The sequence below is a fragment of the Pseudomonas sp. MYb13 genome (assembly GCF_002980075.1).
Classification (GTDB): Bacteria; Pseudomonadota; Gammaproteobacteria; order Pseudomonadales; family Pseudomonadaceae; genus Aquipseudomonas; species Aquipseudomonas lurida.
This window is the reverse complement of the sequence record NZ_PCQI01000002.1, coordinates 573,163-591,041: the sequence shown is the minus strand read 5'-3', so window position 1 is coordinate 591,041 and position 17,879 is coordinate 573,163. Positions and strand designations below refer to the sequence as shown.

The 17,879-nt window shown below is 62.5% G+C and carries 12 protein-coding genes; 7 read left to right on the top strand and 5 right to left on the bottom strand.

The window, feature by feature from the left end; translation table 11 throughout:
* Window positions 1–70 precede the first annotated feature (70 nt).
* Window positions 71–502 carry a hypothetical protein gene (locus CQ002_RS06210; RefSeq protein WP_034102107.1) on the top strand — a complete coding sequence of 144 codons (432 nt, stop codon included), beginning with the start codon at window positions 71–73 and terminating at the stop codon, window positions 500–502.
* On the opposite strand, the gene CQ002_RS06205 is transcribed toward CQ002_RS06210, so the two are convergent.
* Window positions 449–1,225, bottom strand: a complete 777-nt coding sequence (locus tag CQ002_RS06205) for a TatD family hydrolase (RefSeq protein WP_069021719.1) — start codon at window positions 1,223–1,225, stop codon at window positions 449–451. The two genes, CQ002_RS06210 and CQ002_RS06205, sit on opposite strands and share 54 nt — an antisense overlap.
* 2 nt (window positions 1,226–1,227) lie before the next feature.
* Window positions 1,228–2,223 carry a catabolite repressor/activator gene (gene cra, locus CQ002_RS06200; RefSeq protein WP_105161642.1) on the bottom strand — a complete coding sequence of 332 codons (996 nt, stop codon included), beginning with the start codon at window positions 2,221–2,223 and terminating at the stop codon, window positions 1,228–1,230.
* Between the two features lie 292 nt (window positions 2,224–2,515).
* Here cra and ptsP point away from each other — a divergent pair, with 292 nt between their 5' ends.
* The 4 genes from ptsP (at window position 2,516) to CQ002_RS06180 (ending at window position 9,745) form a co-directional block, all read left to right on the top strand.
* Window positions 2,516–5,374 carry a phosphoenolpyruvate--protein phosphotransferase gene (gene ptsP, locus CQ002_RS06195; RefSeq protein WP_034102110.1) on the top strand — a complete coding sequence of 953 codons (2,859 nt, stop codon included), beginning with the start codon at window positions 2,516–2,518 and terminating at the stop codon, window positions 5,372–5,374.
* Window positions 5,375–6,295, top strand: a complete 921-nt coding sequence (gene pfkB, locus CQ002_RS06190; RefSeq protein WP_105161643.1) for a 1-phosphofructokinase — start codon at window positions 5,375–5,377, stop codon at window positions 6,293–6,295.
* An 11-nt stretch (window positions 6,296–6,306) separates the two neighbouring features.
* Complete coding sequence (locus CQ002_RS06185; RefSeq protein ID WP_034102112.1) at window positions 6,307–8,019, top strand: PTS fructose-like transporter subunit IIB; 1,713 nt, start codon at window positions 6,307–6,309, stop codon at window positions 8,017–8,019.
* Window positions 8,020–8,203: 184 nt separating this feature from the next.
* The gene (locus CQ002_RS06180) at window positions 8,204–9,745 is read left to right on the top strand and encodes an alkaline phosphatase (RefSeq protein ID WP_105161644.1); all 1,542 of its coding nucleotides are present in this window, start codon (window positions 8,204–8,206) and stop codon (window positions 9,743–9,745) included.
* Window positions 9,746–9,812: 67 nt separating this feature from the next.
* Here CQ002_RS06180 and CQ002_RS06175 read toward each other — a convergent pair whose 3' ends face one another.
* Together CQ002_RS06175 and CQ002_RS06170 are read right to left on the bottom strand one after the other, a co-directional pair.
* Window positions 9,813–12,338 (bottom strand): sulfite reductase flavoprotein subunit alpha, encoded by a 2,526-nt coding sequence (locus tag CQ002_RS06175; protein ID WP_105161645.1) that lies wholly within the window; start codon window positions 12,336–12,338, stop codon window positions 9,813–9,815.
* Between the two features lie 136 nt (window positions 12,339–12,474).
* On the bottom strand, window positions 12,475–14,760 hold the full coding sequence (locus CQ002_RS06170) for a TonB-dependent siderophore receptor (protein WP_105161646.1): 2,286 nt from the start codon (window positions 14,758–14,760) through the stop codon (window positions 12,475–12,477).
* Between the two features lie 206 nt (window positions 14,761–14,966).
* Here CQ002_RS06170 and CQ002_RS06165 point away from each other — a divergent pair, with 206 nt between their 5' ends.
* Both CQ002_RS06165 and CQ002_RS06160 read left to right on the top strand, forming a co-directional pair.
* Window positions 14,967–15,647 (top strand): Fe2+-dependent dioxygenase, encoded by a 681-nt coding sequence (locus CQ002_RS06165; RefSeq protein WP_105161647.1) that lies wholly within the window; start codon window positions 14,967–14,969, stop codon window positions 15,645–15,647.
* A 1-nt stretch (window position 15,648) separates the two neighbouring features.
* Complete coding sequence (locus tag CQ002_RS06160; RefSeq protein ID WP_034102117.1) at window positions 15,649–16,401, top strand: tetratricopeptide repeat protein; 753 nt, start codon at window positions 15,649–15,651, stop codon at window positions 16,399–16,401.
* Between the two features lie 90 nt (window positions 16,402–16,491).
* Here the strand turns inward: CQ002_RS06160 and CQ002_RS06155 are convergent, their stop codons facing one another.
* The gene (locus CQ002_RS06155; protein ID WP_034102119.1) at window positions 16,492–17,655 is read right to left on the bottom strand and encodes a type III PLP-dependent enzyme; all 1,164 of its coding nucleotides are present in this window, start codon (window positions 17,653–17,655) and stop codon (window positions 16,492–16,494) included.
* Window positions 17,656–17,879 lie beyond the last annotated feature (224 nt).

Sequence of the window (17,879 nt, the reverse complement as noted above, 5' to 3'; positions counted from 1 at the left end):
GTCTCTTTTCTCGACCCCTGAATGGGTGAAAATTGTTTCACTCGATTCCACGTCCAGGGGAGGCACAGCGATGAGCGCTGCAATCGGCATCAAGGGGCGCTGCGCCCATTGCGACATCACCTTTGAGCTCAAACCTTGGCAACTGAATGCCATTGCCATCGAAGAACCGTTCGATTGCCCTTACTGCCATCGGGTCGTGCAGTTGAGCTGCCCCCATCAATTGCGCCAGTTCAAGGCGCTTGACCACTGGGCGCTGGTTCAACCGAGCATGGTGGTGTTCACCTGCATGGTGCTGATCGTGGCGCTGGTGGCGGAGTGGGTGGGGCTGCTCAGTGTGATCGGTCAGTTCAATGTCTCGCTGGCGGTGCTGCTGATGCACTTCCTGGCGTTGCGTTATGCCCGTTACCGGCAGCGCATGACCCTGGACTTGCAGGTGGTCACGCCGGCTCTACCAATTGAACAGCTCGCACGCATTGCGTGTGCTCGCCTCAGCCAGCAATAGAGCATCGGTGCCCATGCGCTCGGCCAGGGCAGTGCAGATGGCCGGCAGATGCTCGGGGCTATTGCGTTGGCCAGGGAACATGGCAGGTGCCATGTCGGGTGAGTCGGTTTCCAGTACCACTGCATCCAGCGGCAGTTGCGCCAACACCTTGTGCATCCTCAGGGCCTGAGGCCAGGTGGCGGCGCCGCCCAGACCCAGCTTGAAGCCGAGCTTGATGTACTCGCGGGCTTCTTCACGGCTCCCCGCAAACGCATGGATGATGCCGCCGCGGGGCAGGCGAATGCGCTTGAGGGTAGCGATCACCGCTGCGTGGCTGCGACGGACATGCAGCAAGGCTGGCAATTGGAAGTCGACCGCCAGCTTGAGCTGGGCTTCAAACAGGCTTTGCTGGCGGTCGCGGTCCAGGTGTTCGAGAAAGTAGTCCAGGCCGATTTCGCCCACCGCGCACAGTTGCCGGTGGCCTTGCAGGCGAGACAACCAGTCGCCCAATGCCGAGAGGTCAGCGGGGCGATGCTCATCGAGATACACCGGATGCAAGCCAAAGGCGGCGAACAAGCCTTCGTCCGCGTGCACCAGGTCCCACACGCGTTGCCAATTCTGCTGATACACCCCCAACACCACCATGCGCCGCACGCCCACTGTTCGGCTGTGGGCGAGGACGTCGCGGCGATCGCTGTCGAAATCCGGGAAGTCCAGGTGCGTGTGGGTGTCGATCAGCTCCACGCTCAAGCCTCGTGAATGCGCTGCTTGAAGGTTCGGCCGATGGCGTGCACGCCAGGTTGGTACTGTTCTTCTTCGATAGCCGCCAGGGCCAGGCGCAGGGCGGTCTCGGCGATCAACTGATGTTGCTGGGCCATGGCGTTGACCGGCAGCGGCAGGAAGTCCAGCAATTGGGTATCGCCAAAGGTGCCCAGTCGTAGCGGGCGTGACTTGAGCGGGAAGTCATGCAGGGCGTCGAACACGCCTTGCAGCAACACGTAGGAGGTGGTCACCAGTGCGTCAGGCAAATGCCCCAGTCGTTGCAGCAGTTGCTCCATCAGCTGTCGGCCACAGTCGCGGCTAAAGGCTTCAGCGTGTTCGATGATCACCTCGCCGGCGAAACCTTCGAGGGCTTCACGGAAACCGGCGGCACGCTCCTGGCTGATGCTCAGTTCGGGCCGTGCGCCGATCAGCACGATCTGTTTGGGCAACGGTTGCAGCAGGCTGCTGGTCAATTGCTGGCAAGCCTGGCGGTCGTCGCTGACCACCGAGCAGAATTGATCCGAGCCCATCACCCGGTCGATGGCAATCACCGGCAAACCCTTGGCCTGCAGCTCGCGGTAACTGTCGTCGCTGGCCGGCAGGCAACTGGCGACAAACAACGCATCACAACGCCGGGCGCGGAACAGTTGCAGTAATTGGCGCTCGCTGTCGGCGTCGTCGTCGGAGCTGGCGATCAGCAATTGATAGCCACGCGCCCGCGCGCCTTGCTCGAGGAGCTTGGCGATGCGTGCGTAACTGGGGTTTTCCAGGTCGGGCAGGATAAAGCCCAAGGTGCGGGTGTGCCGACTGCGCAGCCCGGCGGCCTGTGGGTTTGGGGTAAAGCCATGGGCTTGCACCACAGCACGCACCCGTTCGACGGTGGCGTTGCTGATGCGTTGCTGTTCGGCCTTGCCATTGATGACGTAGCTGGCGGTGGTCACGGACACACCGGCGAGACGTGCGATATCACTGAGTTTCAAACCGGGATTTCCTTGTTTTCTGGAGCTTGCCCCGACATTTTGTCCAATCGTAACCGATTCCAGCACCCGACCAATGTCTCAGCTCAAGTGCCGAGTGGTTCTTCAAGGATGCGCAATTAACGCGTAGTCTTCCATAAAATCTAGATTAAACGTTTCAGCCAGCGTATTTTTACGACGTTCGCGACTGAGTGGCTACTGCCAATTGACTGCTCAGTCAGTTAATCATGAACACCATTACACTGTTTGTTTAAAACAATACCTAGTGCGCCTCTGCACTAACTAGGAGAACGGCATGCTTGAGCTCACTGTAGAGCAGATTTCCATGGGCCAGGTGGCTGTGGATAAATCTGCTGCCTTGCACCTGCTCGCTGAAAAACTGGTGGCCGACGGCCTGGTCGCCGAGGGTTATCTCAGCGGTTTGCAAGCCCGTGAAGCCCAAGGCTCGACCTTTCTCGGCCAAGGTATTGCCATCCCCCATGGCACCCCCGAAACCCGCGACCAGGTGTTTTCCACCGGCGTGCGTTTGCTGCAGTTCCCCGAAGGGGTGGACTGGGGTGACGGCCAGATCGTGTACCTGGCCATTGGCATTGCGGCCAAATCCGACGAACACCTGCGGCTGTTGCAACTGCTCACCCGCGCCCTCGGTGAAACTGACCTGGGCCAGGCGCTGCGCCGTGCCGGCAGCGCTGACGCCCTGCTGAAACTGCTGCAAGGCGCGCCGCAGGAACTGGCGCTGGACGCGCAGATGATCAGCCTGGGCGTGTCCGCCGACGACTTCGAAGAGCTGGTATGGCGCGGCGCACGCCTGTTGCGTCAGGCCGATTGTGTGAGCAATGGCTTCGCCGCGGTCTTGCAGCAAGTGGATGCGCTGCCCCTGGGCGATGGCCTGTGGTGGTTGCACAGCGAGCAGACCGTCAAGCGCCCGGGCCTGGCGTTTGTCACCCCGGACAAACCCATGCGCTACCTTGGCCAGCCACTCAATGGCCTGTTCTGCCTGGCCAGCCTCGGTGAAGCCCACCAGGCTTTGCTCGAACGCTTGTGCGCCCTGCTGATCGAGGGGCGCGGCCAGGAACTTGGCCGCGCCACCAGCAGCCGCGCGGTGCTCGAAGTGCTCGGTGGGGAGCTGCCCCCTGATTGGCCCAGCGTACGCATTACCCTGGCCAACGCCCACGGTTTGCACGCGCGCCCGGCGAAGATCCTCGCGCAGTTGGCGAAAAGTTTTGACGGCGACATCCGCGTGCGCATCATCGATGGCCCGGTGGGCGCCGTGTCGGTGAAAAGCCTGAGCAAACTGTTGAGCCTCGGCGCGCGGCGTGGCCAGGTGCTGGAGTTTGTCGCCGAACCCACGATTGCGGGCGATGCACTGCCGGCGCTGCTGGCAGCGGTAGAAGAAGGCCTCGGCGAAGACGTCGAGCCACTGCCGACCCTGAGCGCCCAGCCAGAAACCCTCGATATTGAACCGGTGATCAGCGCGCCCTTGTCCGGCAGCCAAATCCAGGCCATCGCCGCCGCACCGGGCATCGCCATCGGTCCGGCGCATATCCAGGTGCAGCAAACGTTCGATTACCCACTGCGCGGCGAATCCTGCGCCGTCGAGCGCCAGCGTTTGCATAGCGCCCTGGCCGAGGTGCGCGGTGATATCCAGGGCCTGATCGAACGCAGCCCATCCAAGGCGATCCGCGAGATTTTCGTCACCCACCAGGAAATGCTCGACGACCCGGAGCTCACCGACGAAGTCGACACCCGCCTCAAGCAAGGCGAAAGCGCTGAGGCAGCGTGGATGAGTGTGATCGAAGCCGCTGCCAGGCAGCAGGAGTCGCTGCAGGACGCGCTGCTCGCCGAGCGTGCTGCCGACCTGCGTGATATCGGCCGTCGTGTGCTGGCGCAACTGTGCGGTGTTGAAACCGCCCAGGAGCCGAGTGAACCCTACATTCTGGTGATGGACGAAGTCGGCCCGTCCGACGTTGCACGGCTTGATCCGGCGCGCGTCGCCGGCATCCTTACTGCGCGTGGTGGCGCGACGGCGCACAGTGCCATCGTCGCCCGCGCCCTAGGCATCCCTGCGTTGGTCGGCGCTGGCCCGGCCGTGTTGCTGCTGGCTTGCGGTACGCCGCTGTTGCTCGATGGCCAGCGCGGCCGCCTGCATGTGGACGCCGACACCGCCACCCTGCAACGCGCCACGGTCGAGCGCGACACCCGCGAACAACGCCTGCAAGCCGCCTCGGCGCAACGCCATGAACCGGCGCTCACCCGCGACGGCCACGCCGTGGAGGTGTTTGCCAATATCGGTGAAAGCGCCGGTGTGGCCAGCGCGGTGGAGCAGGGCGCCGAAGGCATTGGTCTGCTGCGCACCGAGCTGATTTTCATGGCCCACCCGCAGGCGCCGGACGAAGCCACCCAGGAAGCCGAATACCGTCGCGTCCTCGACGGTCTCGCGGGCCGCCCGTTGGTGGTGCGCACCCTCGATGTGGGCGGCGACAAACCGCTGCCGTATTGGCCGATCGCCCAGGAAGAAAACCCTTTTCTCGGCGTGCGCGGCATTCGTCTCACCTTGCAGCGCCCGCAGATCATGGAAGCGCAATTGCGTGCGCTACTGCGTTCTGCGGACAGCCGCCCGCTGCGCATCATGTTCCCCATGGTCGGTAGCGTTGATGAGTGGCGCGCGGCCCGCGACATGACCGAACGCCTGCGCTTGGAAATCCCGGTGGCGGACCTGCAGTTGGGCATCATGATCGAAGTGCCGTCGGCGGCATTGCTCGCGCCGGTGCTGGCCAAGGAAGTCGACTTTTTCAGCGTCGGCACCAACGACCTGACCCAGTACACCCTGGCCATTGACCGTGGCCATCCGACGCTGTCCGCCCAGGCCGATGGCCTGCATCCGGCCGTGTTGCAACTGATTGACATCACCGTGCGTGCCGCCCATGCCCATGGCAAATGGGTCGGGGTGTGCGGCGAACTGGCGGCGGACCCGTTGGCGGTACCGGTGCTGATCGGGCTGGGGGTGGATGAGTTGAGCGTCTCGGCCCGCAGCATTCCTGAAGTGAAGGCGCGCGTGCGCGAATTCAGTCTGAGCGAGGCCCAGGGCCTGGCGCAAAAAGCACTGGCGGTGGGCTCGCCCGCCGAAGTGCGTGCCCTAGTGGAGGCCGTGTAGATGGCAAGGATTCTAACCCTGACGCTGAACCCGGCGTTGGACCTGACGGTACGCCTGGCGCGCCTGGAACCGGGTGAAGTCAACCGTAGCGAAACCCTGCTGACCCACGCTGCCGGCAAGGGCGTGAATGTGGCGCAGGTGTTGGCCGACCTGGGCCATGAGCTGACCGTGGGCGGCTTCCTCGGTGAGGGCAACCCCCAGGCCTTCGAAGCCTTGATCGTGCAGCGTGGGTTCACCGACGCGTTTATCCGCGTGCCCGGCGAAACCCGCAGCAATATCAAGATTGCCGAGCAGGATGGCCGGGTCACTGACATCAACGCGCCGGGGCCACAGGTGACGGAGCAAGCGCAGAGCGCCTTGCTGGAAAAACTGGCGCAGATTGCTCCCGGCTTCGATGCGGTGGTGGTGGCCGGCAGCTTGCCGCGCGGCGTCAGCCCACAGTGGTTTCAAGGGCTGCTGGAACAGTTGAAACGCGTTGGAGTAAAAGTCGCCCTGGACACCAGCGGTGAAGCGCTGCGTGCAGGTTTGCAGGCCGGCCCGTGGCTGGTAAAACCCAATACCGAAGAGCTGGCTGAAGCCCTGGGCCATGCCACGGATGCAATCAGCCACCTGCATCAGCAAGGTGTGGAACATGTGGTGGTCTCCGACGGTGCGGCGGGCGTGAGCTGGTACAGCCCAGGTGCGGCACTGCACGCCACGCCACCCAAGGTCACGGTGGCCAGTACCGTTGGCGCCGGCGATTCGCTGCTGGCCGGGATGCTGCACGGTTTGCTCAGCGGCGATACGCCGGATCAGACCCTGCGCCGCGCCACGGCGATCGCCGCGCTGGCGGTGACCCAGATCGGGTTTGGCATCAGCGATGACGCGCAGTTGGCGCGCCTCGAAAGCGACGTCCACGTGCGTACGCTGACAGAACAATAAGAGGGTTTGTGATGAAGTTAGCCATTGTTACCGCCTGCCCGAACGGCATGGTCACCAGTGTGCTGTGTGCCCGCTTGTTGGACGCCGCCGCGCAGCGCCAAGGCTGGAGCACCAGCGTGGAAGTGGTGGACATGCAGCGTCCGGAACGCCAATTGTCCCAAGCCACCCTCGACGACGCCGAGTGGGTGTTGCTGGTCAGCAGCACGGCGGTGGATATGCAGCGGTTTGTCGGCAAGCGCGTGTTCCAGAGCACGCCCGCCCAGGCGCTGGCAGATGTCGACGCGGTGTTGCGTCGCGGTGCCGAAGAGGCCCAGGTGTATGTTGCTGCCGAGTCTGTGGCCCAGCAGGCGCCGCGCATTGTGGCAATCACCGCCTGCCCCACTGGCGTCGCCCACACCTTCATGGCGGCCGAAGCCTTGCAGCAGACGGCCAAGCGTCTGGGCTATGACTTGCAGGTCGAGACACAAGGCTCGGTCGGTGCCCGCACACCCTTGAGCCCGCAGGCTATCGCCGAGGCGGACGTGGTGTTGCTGGCCGCCGACATCGAAGTCGCCACCGAGCGCTTTGCCGGCAAGAAGATCTACCGTTGCGGCACCGGCATTGCCCTCAAGCAGTCCGAAGCGACCCTCAACAAGGCCCTCGCTGAAGGTGCGGTGGAAAATGCGGCCAGCGGTGCGGTGGCCAAGAAAGAAAAAACCGGCGTTTATAAACACCTGCTGACCGGGGTGTCGTTCATGTTGCCGATGGTGGTGGCGGGCGGGTTGCTGATCGCCTTGTCATTCGTGTTCGGCATCCACGCCTTTGAGCAGGAAGGCACGCTGGCGGCTGCACTCAAAACCGTGGGTGACCGCGCCTTCATGTTGATGGTGCCTTTGCTGGCGGGTTACATCGCCTACTCGATTGCCGACCGTCCCGGCATCGCGCCCGGCATGATCGGCGGGCTGTTGGCCGGTACCCTGGGGGCGGGGTTTATCGGCGGCATCTTCGCCGGTTTCCTCGCCGGCTACTGCGTCAAGCTGATCACCCGTGCGGTGAAGTTGCCGCAGAGCCTGGAGGCGCTCAAGCCGATCCTGATCATTCCGTTGCTGGCGAGCCTGTTTACCGGCCTGGCGATGATCTACCTGGTGGGCCCACCGGTGGCGCGTCTGCTCACCGCGCTTACCGACTTCCTCAGCACCATGGGCACCACCAATGCGGTGCTGTTGGGCATCCTGTTGGGCGGCATGATGTGTGTCGACCTGGGCGGGCCCATCAACAAAGCCGCGTATGCGTTTTCGGTCGGCCTGCTGGCGGCGTCCAGTGGGGCGCCGATGGCGGCCACCATGGCGGCCGGCATGGTGCCGCCGATTGGCATGGGCATCGCTACGTTCCTGGCACGCCGCAAGTTTGCCCAGACCGAGCGCGAGGCCGGCAAAGCCGCGATGATTCTCGGCATGTGCTTTATCTCCGAAGGGGCGATTCCATTTGCCGCCAAAGACCCGTTGCGTGTCATCCCGGCCAGCATTGCCGGTGGCGCCTTGACCGGTGCACTGTCGATGTACTTCGGCTGCAAACTGGCCGCGCCCCACGGCGGCCTGTTTGTGCTGGTGATTCCGAATGCGATGAACCATGCGCTGCTGTACCTGCTGGCGATTGTCGCCGGTAGCCTGCTGACCGGCCTGGTGTATGCGCTGATCAAACGTCCGGAAACGGTAGAGCTGGCCGTCGTCCCCGCCAAGGCCTGATACGAAAATGTGGGGCTGGCTTGCCTGCGATGCAGGCACCTCGGTGCATCCGTGATGCCGGGGTGATGCATTCGCAGGCAAGCCCGCTCCCACATGTGGCTTCTGTCGTTCTGTGGGCCCGTGTCACACCCGCTTCATCCTGTCGTGGTTAAGTCTGCCTTTTGATACTCAAGAGGGCACCTGCATGAGCCACTTCGATCTCGGCCGTCGCCGCGTGATGCAAGCCGTCGGCGCCGGCCTGCTGCTGCCGGGCCTGGCCCCGGCAGTGATCGCCTCCGTGAAGGACCGACCGCAACTCACCGACGGCGTGCAGTCCGGCGACCTGCTCGGCGATCGCGCCATGATCTGGAGCCGCAGCGACCGCCCGGCCCGCATGGTGGTGGAGTGGGACACCCGCAGCGTATTCAGCAACCCGCGCCGATTCATCTCGCCCCTGGCCGACAACCGCACCGACTTCACCGCGCGCGTCGAGCTGACCGGGCTGCCCGCCGACCAGGCGATTTTCTATCGCGTGCACTTCGAAGACGCCCAGACCGGCGTCGCCAGCGAGCCGTGGTTCGGTCATCTGCGCAGTGTGCCGCAACAACGCCGCGACATCCGTTTTGTGTGGAGCGGCGACACCGTCGGCCAGGGCTTCGGCATCAATCCGGACATCGGCGGCATGCGCATCTACGAAGCCATGCGCCTGCGCCTTCCGGACTTCTTTATCCACAGCGGCGATACCATCTATGCCGACGGCCCGGTGCCGGCGCAACTGACCACCGAAAGCGGACGCATCTGGCGCAATATCACCACCGAAGCCAAGAGCAAAGTCGCTGAAACCCTGGATGAGTATCGCGGCAATTACCGCTACAACCTGATGGATGAAAACGTACGCCGCTTCAATGCCGAGGTGCCGCAGATCTGGCAGTGGGACGACCACGAAGTGGTGAACAACTGGTCGCCGAGCAAGCAATTGGATGAGCGTTACCAGACCAAGGACATCAACGCCCTGGTGGGCCGTGCGCGCCAGGCCTGGCTGGAGTATTCCCCCATGCGCCGGCAAAGCGCCGATGGCGGTGGGCGGATTTATCGCAAGCTCAGTTATGGGCCGCTGCTGGATGTGTTCGTGCTGGATATGCGCAGCTATCGCGGGCCCAACGATGACAACCTGGGCGCTGAAAAGCCCTTCCTCGGCCGCGAGCAATTGGACTGGCTCAAGCGTGAACTCAAGGCGTCGCAGGCACAGTGGAAGGTCATCGCCGCCGATATGCCCATCGGCCTCGGCGTGCCTGACGGAGAGGTCAGCCCTGGTGTGGCACGTTGGGAAGCCATCGCCAACAACGACCCAGGCGCGCCGCAAGGTCGCGAGCTGGAAATCGCTGAGCTGCTGGGCTTCTTAAGGGCGCACAAGGTACGTAACCATGTATGGCTGACGGCGGATGTGCACTACTGCGCAGCGCATCACTACCACCCGGATCTAGCCGCGTTCCAGGATTTCGAGCCGTTCTGGGAGTTTGTCGCCGGGCCTTTGAATGCGGGGAGTTTTGGGCCCAACCCGCTGGACAAGACCTTTGGCCCCGAGGTGGTCTTCGAGAAAGCACCGCCGGCGCAGAACACGTCGCCATTCGCGGGTTTCCAGTTTTTTGGCGAGGTGCAGATCGATGGGCAGACGGCGGAGTTGACGGTCATCCTGCGCGACCTGGATGGCATCTCGGTATTCGAACAAAAGTTACAACCGGCGTGACTGAATGCGACCAAGGGTGGGGCAGGCAAGCCAGCTCCCACTCTTGGTCGTCAGCGCCTGGGGGAGGTCAGTAGACGTCGCGGCGATAACGGCCTTGCTCGATCAGCCGTTCCACGGCGTCACTGCCGAGAATGTCCACCAGCGCCTGATCCACCCCGGCCGCCATCCCCTGCAGGCTCCCGCACACATAAATCGCCGCGCCTTCCGATAGCCACTTACGCAGCACCTCGGCCGATTCACGCAGGCGATCCTGCACGTAGATTTTTTCCTCCTGATCGCGGGAAAACGCCAGGTCCAGCAGCGCCAGGTCGCCACTGGCCAACCAGCCTTGCAGCTCGTCCTGGCACAGGAAGTCATGCTTGATATTGCGTTCGCCGAACAGCAACCAGTTGCGCTGTTGGCCGTCGGCAATACGCGCCTTGAGCAAACTGCGCAGGCCGGCCAAGCCGGTGCCGTTGCCCACCAGGATCAGGGGCACCGGGGCTTGCGGCAGGTGGAAGCCACTGTTGCGACGCAGGCGCAGGCTGACGCTGGAGCCGATCGCGGCGTGTTCCGTGAGCCAGCCACTTGCCAGGCCCAGGCTGCCGTCGGGGTGGCGCTCCTGGCGCACGATCAACTCCAGCACGCCATCGCTGGCAATCGAAGCGATGGAGTATTCGCGCATGCCCAAAGGCACCAGCGCGTTCACCAGCGCCTGGGCGTGAAGGCCCACCAAGTGCGCGCGGTTGTCTGGCAGTTGGCGGGTGGCCAGGGCTTGGTTGAGGGATTGCGCCAAGCCTTCGATCAATACGCCGTCGCTGCCGGCCAGGCCCAAGCCTTCGAGGAAGTGTTCGATGGCCCAGGGGCAATTGCGCGGCAGCACTTCCACCAGGTCGCCGGCTTCCCAGCGTTGGGGCGACGGGGAGGTGAGGCCCAGCAAATAGACCTCCGAGCCGCTGCTGTCGCGGTTGAGCAGGGTGCGTTGGCTGAGCGTCCAGTTTTCGTACTGGGCGGTCGGCCAGGCGGATGCCGGGGCGTGGCCAGTGAGCTGACCAAGCTGTTGTTGCCAATGCAGCAGGGCGGTGGTGTCGCCGCTGTCCACCTCGACCGGGGCGAACAATGCGTTGCCGCCCTGGTTGGTCAGCCAGAAATGCAGGCGCCGTGCGAAGCCGCAGAAGTGTTCGTATTGACGATCACCCAGGGCCAGCACCGAGTAGTTCAGGCCCTTGAGCGACAGGTCCTGGCCGAGCACGCTGCGTTCGAAACCACGGGCGCTGTCAGGGGCTTCGCCGTCGCCGAAGGTGCTGACCACAAACAGCGCGTTTTGCGACTGGCGCAGGTCATCCTGGCTGACGCTACCCAGGGGTTGCACCTTCACCGGCAGGCCGGCCGCCTGCAATTGGCCGGCGGTCTGCCAGGCCAGTTGTTCGGCAAAACCACTCTGGCTGGCAAAGCCGATCAGCCATGCTGGCGCATCGCTGTGGTTGGCCGTGAGGCCTTTGCGCGCATCACGTACCTGGCGCTTTTTACGCCGACGGTCCAGGTACAGCAGCCAACCGGTGATGAAGAACAACGGCATCAGCACCGAACTGACGGTGAGGATAATCCGCCCCGCCAGGCCGAAGTAACTGCCGGTGTGCAGTGCGTAGACGCTGGTCAGCAGTCTGGAACCGAGGCGCTTGCTGGCGTACCGGTCGTGGGACTTGACCTTACCGGTGGCCGGGTCCAGGTTGATCTGGTTCAGCGCGCGGTCATGGGGTGAGTTGTCCAGCAGGTAGTAGACGATGGCCGGTTGCCCCGCGACGGCAGGCATGCGGATGTTGTAGGCACTCAAGCCAGGGCCGGCGTTGCTGTAGATGCTGCTCCAGATCGCGTCGTAGTTGGCCACGGGCGCCGCACCGTCGGGCGCAGGGCCGCGCTTGCGCATGCGTTCATTTTGCGGGGCGTCGGACAGCAGTTTGGTCAGGCCCTGGCTGTACCAGTCGTAGGACCAATACAAACCGGTCAGTGCCGACAGCAGATAGGCGAGCAGGCACCAGGTGCCGAATACCGAGTGCAGGTCCCAGTTGAAGGCACGGCCCTTTTTGCGCCAGTCCAACGTCAGCCACGCCCGCCAGCTCGCCACCTGGCGCGGCCAGCGCAAGTACAGCCCGGAGAGGCAGAAGAACACCAGGATCAGCGTGCAAGCGCCGGTGATGTTTCGCCCGGTATCGCCCATCACCAGGAAGCGGTGGAATTGCAGCAGGAAGCCAAAGACGTCCTGGCCGACCACGTCACCCCTATAGTCGCCGGTGTAAGGGTCGAAATAGCGCAACTGGCCACGGCGCTCGCCGGGCGGCGGGGTGAAGAACACGCGGGCAGCGTTGCCGCTTTCGCGTTCGACGAACAGCATGGCCACGGTCTGGCCTTCGGTGGCCTCCAGCTTGCGCACCAACTCGGCGGGCGGCAGTACGCCGGCTTCGCGTTTTTCCACGGTCAATACGTTGGGGTTGAGCGCCCGCAGAATTTCATCCTGAAACGAGACCGCAGCCCCGGTGATCCCCATCAAGGCCAGCACCAGTCCGGCTGTAATGCCGAAGAACCAGTGCAACTGGAACAGGGTTTTCTTCAACACGTCTGACCGCCTCGTCTATCTGAATATGTAGGGCACGGCGCGCATTATGCCGTGGCTTGTCGAGAAACTTTCTGTTTAACACGCAAAAGCCCCACGCATCCGATGCATGGGGCTTGTTGTTGCGTGGCGTCGCTGCCTAGAAGTGGAAGTTGGTAGACAACAGGGCCGTACGACCGGCCGCCTGGTTGGCGAAGTGTGTCGAGAAAGCCTTGTCGTAATAGGTCTTGTCGGTCAGGTTTTGCACGTTCAATTGCAGGTCGACGTTCTTGCTCAGTTTGTAGCTGGCCATGGCGTCGTAGCGGGTGTAGGACGGTACGTAAACGGTATTGCCAGCATCGCCGTAAACCTGATCGACGTAGAACGCGCCACCACCGATGGTGAGCTTGGGGGTGAGGTCGTAAGTGGTCCACAGGCTGAAGGTATTCTTCGGCGTGTTGGGCATTTGATTGCCTTTGCTTGAACCCGAACTGACCACGCCATTGCGACCATTCAGGCCGGATTTGACCAGTTCGCTGTCGAGGTAGCTGTAGCCCGCGAACACCTGCCATTGGTCGGTGATCTTGCCGCTGGCGGACAACTCCACGCCGTCGACTTGGGATTCACCCGCGTTCTGGTAGGTCAGGGCGTCGACCAGGATGCGGGTGTTTTTCTTCTCGGTACGGAACACCGCGGCGGTCAGGGACAGGCGATCGTGGAACAGGTCCCATTTGGTGCCCAGCTCGTAGTTGACGGTTTCTTCCGGCTGCAGGTCGCTGGTGGCGGCACCGGCCGAGAGTGGGTTGCCGTCCGACCCTTCACCCACCAGACCACCGGCAGGCGTCGCCGACGTGGCGTAGGAGGCATAGAGGCTGGCGTTTTCCACGGGTTTCCAGACAAGGCCGGCTTGCCAGTTGAAGAACTGGCTGTCTTCTTTGATTTTGCTGCGGCCGGTCGCGGAATCGGTGTTGGCAACGGTGTCGAAGGTGTCGTAGCGCAGGCCGACGTTCAGCAACCATTTCGGGTCCAGCTCGATGGTGTCGAACACATACGCGCCACGGCTGGTGGCCTTGGTGGCGGTGCCGTAATAGTTGCGCGCGATGCTGCCGGTCCAGGCGTCATCCGGGTTCGGGTTGCTCAGGGAGGTGCACTGGCCGCCCAGGTTGCCCTTGGCCACGGTACAGATCGGGTTGGCATTGGGGCTGATGGTGTAGCTGCTCACGCGGGTTTCTTCGCCGGTGAACTCCAGCCCGGTGGAGTAGCTGTGCTTGAACCCCAGCGCCTGGAAGCTGCCGAACACATCCGTTTGGTTGGTGGTGGTGGTTGTGGTCGAGACTCGACTGTTGGCGCGGCGCCACACGGTGCCGAACCGGTTGACGTTGAGCTTGCTGTCGTCCGGCTGCGTCAGAATGTAATCCTGGCCTGTGCTGCCGTGGCGCAGGGTGTTTTTCAGCGTCATGGTGTCGTTCAGGTCGTGCTCGATGGAGAACGTGCTGATATCGGCGCGGGTCTTGCGGAAGTCACGGTCCTTGAGGCCATAGAAGTTGTTGCTGTCGCCACCGTCGTTGGGTTTGTCATGCACGTGGGCGGTGGCTGTCGACGAACCGTAGCCGTACGGAATGCCCGAGTCCGGCAGGTCGTTGCTTTCCATGTGGTAGTAGCTGAGGTTGACGCGGGTCGGGGTGCCCAGGCCAAAGGTCAGCGACGGTGCCACGCCCCAACGGTCGTAATTGATCGCGTCGCGGCCGGCCACGTTCTGTTCGTGGCTCATCAGGTTCAAGCGGAACGCGGCGCTGTCGTCGAGGAATTGGCGGTTCACGTCGAGTACGTAGCGGCGGGTCTGGTCGGAACCGTAGGTAAAGCCGCCGTTGGTGAAGTCCCGCGCTTGTGGGGTCTTGCTCACCAGGTTGAGGCTGCCGCCGGCCGAGCCGCGACCGCCGAACGAGGAGTTCGGGCCTTTGCTGACTTCGATCGACTCGATATCAAAGATCTCGCGGCTTTGGCCGCCGGTGTCACGCACGCCGTCCAGGTAGGTATCGCCCTGGGCATCAAAGCCACGGATGAACGGGCGATCGCCCTGGGGGTTGCCGCCTTCGCCGGCGCCGAACGTAATGCCCGGTACGGTGCGCAACGCATCCTGCAACGAAGTGGCGGCGGTGTCCTTGAGCACTTGCTGGGGCACCACGGTGACCGAGCGCGGCGTGTCGACCAGCGGCGCGGTGTACTTTTGCGACGAGGCCTTTTCGACCTGGTAGGAGGTGGTGTCCTGCTCTTCCCCGGTGATGCTGGTGGCGCCCAGGGAGATGCTGTTGCGCTGGCCTTGTTGTTCAGTGTCTTCGGCCGCCTGCGCCAGGTGGGCGACAGAGCTGGCGCTGAGGGCAACGCCGATGGCCGAAGCCAGCATACGTGGTGAACTGGCAGGTATTTTTGTAGTGGTGCGCGACATGACGTGTCCTTTCCCCAAGGATGTGAAGCCGCGGAATATAGGGTGAACAAGACTTTCTATCAATTGCGATACATTGCTAATTGCATTGAATTTACATTCTTTACACTTTTTGCTTACGGTTTTTACGAACTCATTCGTCTAGGGCGTTTTACACGGCGGATAAGAATCAATACCATTGGCGCCTCTCTGATTTCAGGTGTTGCCCCATGCTGCTGCATATCCCCGGCCTGTTCTCTCCTGAGGAAGTGCAGCGCATTCGCCATGCCCTGGAAAATACCGACTGGGCCGACGGTAAAATCACCGCCGGGCACCAGTCCGCCAAGGCCAAGCACAACCTGCAATTACCCGAGGGCCACCCGCTGGCCAAGGAAATCGGCGCGGCGATGCTCGAGCGGTTATGGAACAACCCGCTATTTATGTCAGCGGCGTTACCGCACAAAGTCTTTCCGCCGCTGCTCAATTGCTACACGGCCGGTGGCAGTTTCGATTTCCATATCGACAATGCCGTGCGCCAGGCCAGGGGCAGCCATGAGCGAGTGCGCACCGACCTGTCATCCACGCTGTTCTTCAGCGACCCGGACGAGTACGACGGCGGCGAACTGGAGATCCAGGACACCTTCGGCCTGCAGCGCGTGAAGTTGCCGGCCGGCGACATGGTGTTGTACCCCGGCTCCAGCCTGCACAAAGTCAACGGCGTGACCCGTGGCGCGCGCTATGCCTCGTTCTTCTGGACCCAGAGCCTGGTGCGCGAAGACAGCCAGCGCACCCTGCTGTTCGAGATGGATGGCGCGATCCAGCAACTGACGCGCGACGTCCCCGACCACCCGGCGCTGATCCAACTCACCGGCACCTACCACAACCTGCTGCGCCGCTGGGTCGACGTCTGACATGGGCTTTTTATTGCGCCGTGAAGAAGTGCTCAACGTCGAACAACTGCAAAGCATGCTCGATGACTCGCCCGTGCGCGCAGCCCAGGCGATCCTGGTGGCGGCGAAGGCGGGTGTGGTGGAGGCCCAGGCCCTGCTCGGGCAGATCCTGCTGGAAGGCCGTGGCATTGCCCGTGATGAAGCGCTGGCGTTGCGCTGGTTCCAGATTGCGGCGAAGGGCGGACACTTGATGGCGCGCAATATGGCCGGGCGCTGTTTGGAGCAGGGTTGGGGGTGTGCGGCTGATGAAGCGGCAGCGGCGCGAGAGTACCGTCTGGCCGCCGAGGCCGGTTTGGATTGGGCGCAATACAACTACGCCAATCTGTTGGCCACCGGGCGCGGTGTTGCCGAAGACCCGCAACAAGCGCTGAGCCTATACCGCCAGGCAGCGGAACAGGGCCATGCCAAGTCGATGAACCTGTTGGGGCGATATCTGGAAGACGGTCAAGTGTGCCCAAGAGATTTGGACGCAGCCGTAGACTGGTACCGTCGTTCAGCCGAAGGCGGCGATTTTCGCGGGCAGTTCAGTTATGCAGCGGTGCTGGCGGACAGAGGCCAGGTTGACGTGGCGTTGGAGTGGTTGCGCAAGGCGCTGGCGGCGGGGAATCTGAAATTTCTGCGGACGGCGTACCAGGCATTGGCATCAGCGGATGATCCGCAGCTGCGGCAGATGGCTTTGGATTATCATCAACGAGCTATGCAGCTAGCCCAATAGCAAGTCGAGACGACGCAGCCCCCACAAAAAAGCCCATGACAGATCATGGGCTTTCGCTTGCAGCGTGCAGCTAAAAACTAACCGCCGCTCTTACACATAGAACGATTTCAACGGCGGAAAGCCATTGAACTCAACCGCGCTGTAGCTGGTGGTGTAAGCACCGGTCGACAGCCAGTACAAACGGTCACCAATCGCCAGGTTCAGCGGCAGGCCGTACTTGTAGTTCTCGTACATGATGTCGGCGCTGTCGCAGGTAGGGCCGGCGATGACCACTTCTTCCATCTCGCCTTTCTTCTCGGTCCAGATCGGGAACTTGATGGCTTCGTCCATGGTTTCGATCAGGCCGGAGAACTTGCCCACGTCGGTGTATACCCAACGCTCGACGGCGGTGCGCGATTTACGCGCGACCAGTACCACTTCGCTGACCAGGATGCCGGCGTTGGCGATCAACGAACGGCCTGGCTCGAGGATGATTTCCGGCAGGTCGTCGCCGAAATCTTCCTTGAGGAAGCGGATGATTTCTTCGGCGTAGGTTTCCAGGCTGTTGGTACGGGTGATGTAGTTGGCCGGGAAGCCGCCGCCCATGTTGATCAGCTTGAGGTGGATGCCGTCTTCTTCCTTCAGGCGTTCGAAGATCACTTTGACCTTGGCGATCGCTGCGTCCCATACGCTGATGTCGCGCTGTTGCGAACCCACGTGGAACGAGATGCCGTACGGCACCAGGCCCAGGTCGCGGGCGAGGATCAGCAGGTCCATGGCCATGTCGGTCTGGCAGCCGAATTTGCGCGACAAAGGCCAGTCAGCCGTGGTCGAGCCTTCGGTAAGGATACGCACATACACTTTAGAACCCGGGGCGGCCTTGGCAATGTTGCGCAGGTCGGCTTCGGAGTCGGTGGAGAACAGGCGCACGCCTTTCTCGTAGAAGTAGCGGATGTCCTTGGATTTCTTGATGGTGTTGCCGTAGCTGATACGGTCGGGGCTGACGCCGCGGTCCATGACCTTGTCCAGCTCGTAGATCGAGGCGATATCGAAGCTCGAACCCTTGTCTTTCAACAGGTCGATGATCTCGACAGCCGGGTTGGCCTTGACTGCGTAATAGACCTTGGCGAATTCGAAACCGGCGCGCAGGTCATCGTAGGCCTGGCTGATCATCGCGGTGTCGATCACCACGAACGGGGTTTCTTGCTTGTCGGCGAACGCCTTCATTTTGTCAAACGTGGCGCGCGCGAAATAATCTTCGACGTTGATCGACATGCTGGGAACTCCTAAGGGCAAACTGTATTGATCAATGGGTGCAAATGAACGTCCTCCGTATCCCCACTTTGGTTCGCCTACTTCCCAAGGCATGTCGCCGAAAGCAAAAAGGCCATGGGATCTACCGCTGCCCTTGGCCTTGCTGTCTCGTCGTCAGTACTTGAGCCGGATGGATCGTTTCCAGCATGGACGTTCGGCGCGAACTTTAGGGCGTGAGGGGCCAT

Coding starts and splice junctions, on each gene's coding strand:
- CQ002_RS06210 (WP_034102107.1), top strand. CDS start 71: ATGAGCGCTGCAATCGGCATCAAGGGGCGCTGCGCCCATTGCGACATC.
- ptsP (WP_034102110.1), top strand. CDS start 2,516: ATGCTTGAGCTCACTGTAGAGCAGATTTCCATGGGCCAGGTGGCTGTG.
- pfkB (WP_105161643.1), top strand. CDS start 5,375: ATGGCAAGGATTCTAACCCTGACGCTGAACCCGGCGTTGGACCTGACG.
- CQ002_RS06185 (WP_034102112.1), top strand. CDS start 6,307: ATGAAGTTAGCCATTGTTACCGCCTGCCCGAACGGCATGGTCACCAGT.
- CQ002_RS06180 (WP_105161644.1), top strand. CDS start 8,204: ATGAGCCACTTCGATCTCGGCCGTCGCCGCGTGATGCAAGCCGTCGGC.
- CQ002_RS06170 (WP_105161646.1), bottom strand. CDS start 14,760: ATGTCGCGCACCACTACAAAAATACCTGCCAGTTCACCACGTATGCTG.
- CQ002_RS06165 (WP_105161647.1), top strand. CDS start 14,967: ATGCTGCTGCATATCCCCGGCCTGTTCTCTCCTGAGGAAGTGCAGCGC.
- CQ002_RS06160 (WP_034102117.1), top strand. CDS start 15,649: ATGGGCTTTTTATTGCGCCGTGAAGAAGTGCTCAACGTCGAACAACTG.
- CQ002_RS06155 (WP_034102119.1), bottom strand. CDS start 17,655: ATGTCGATCAACGTCGAAGATTATTTCGCGCGCGCCACGTTTGACAAA.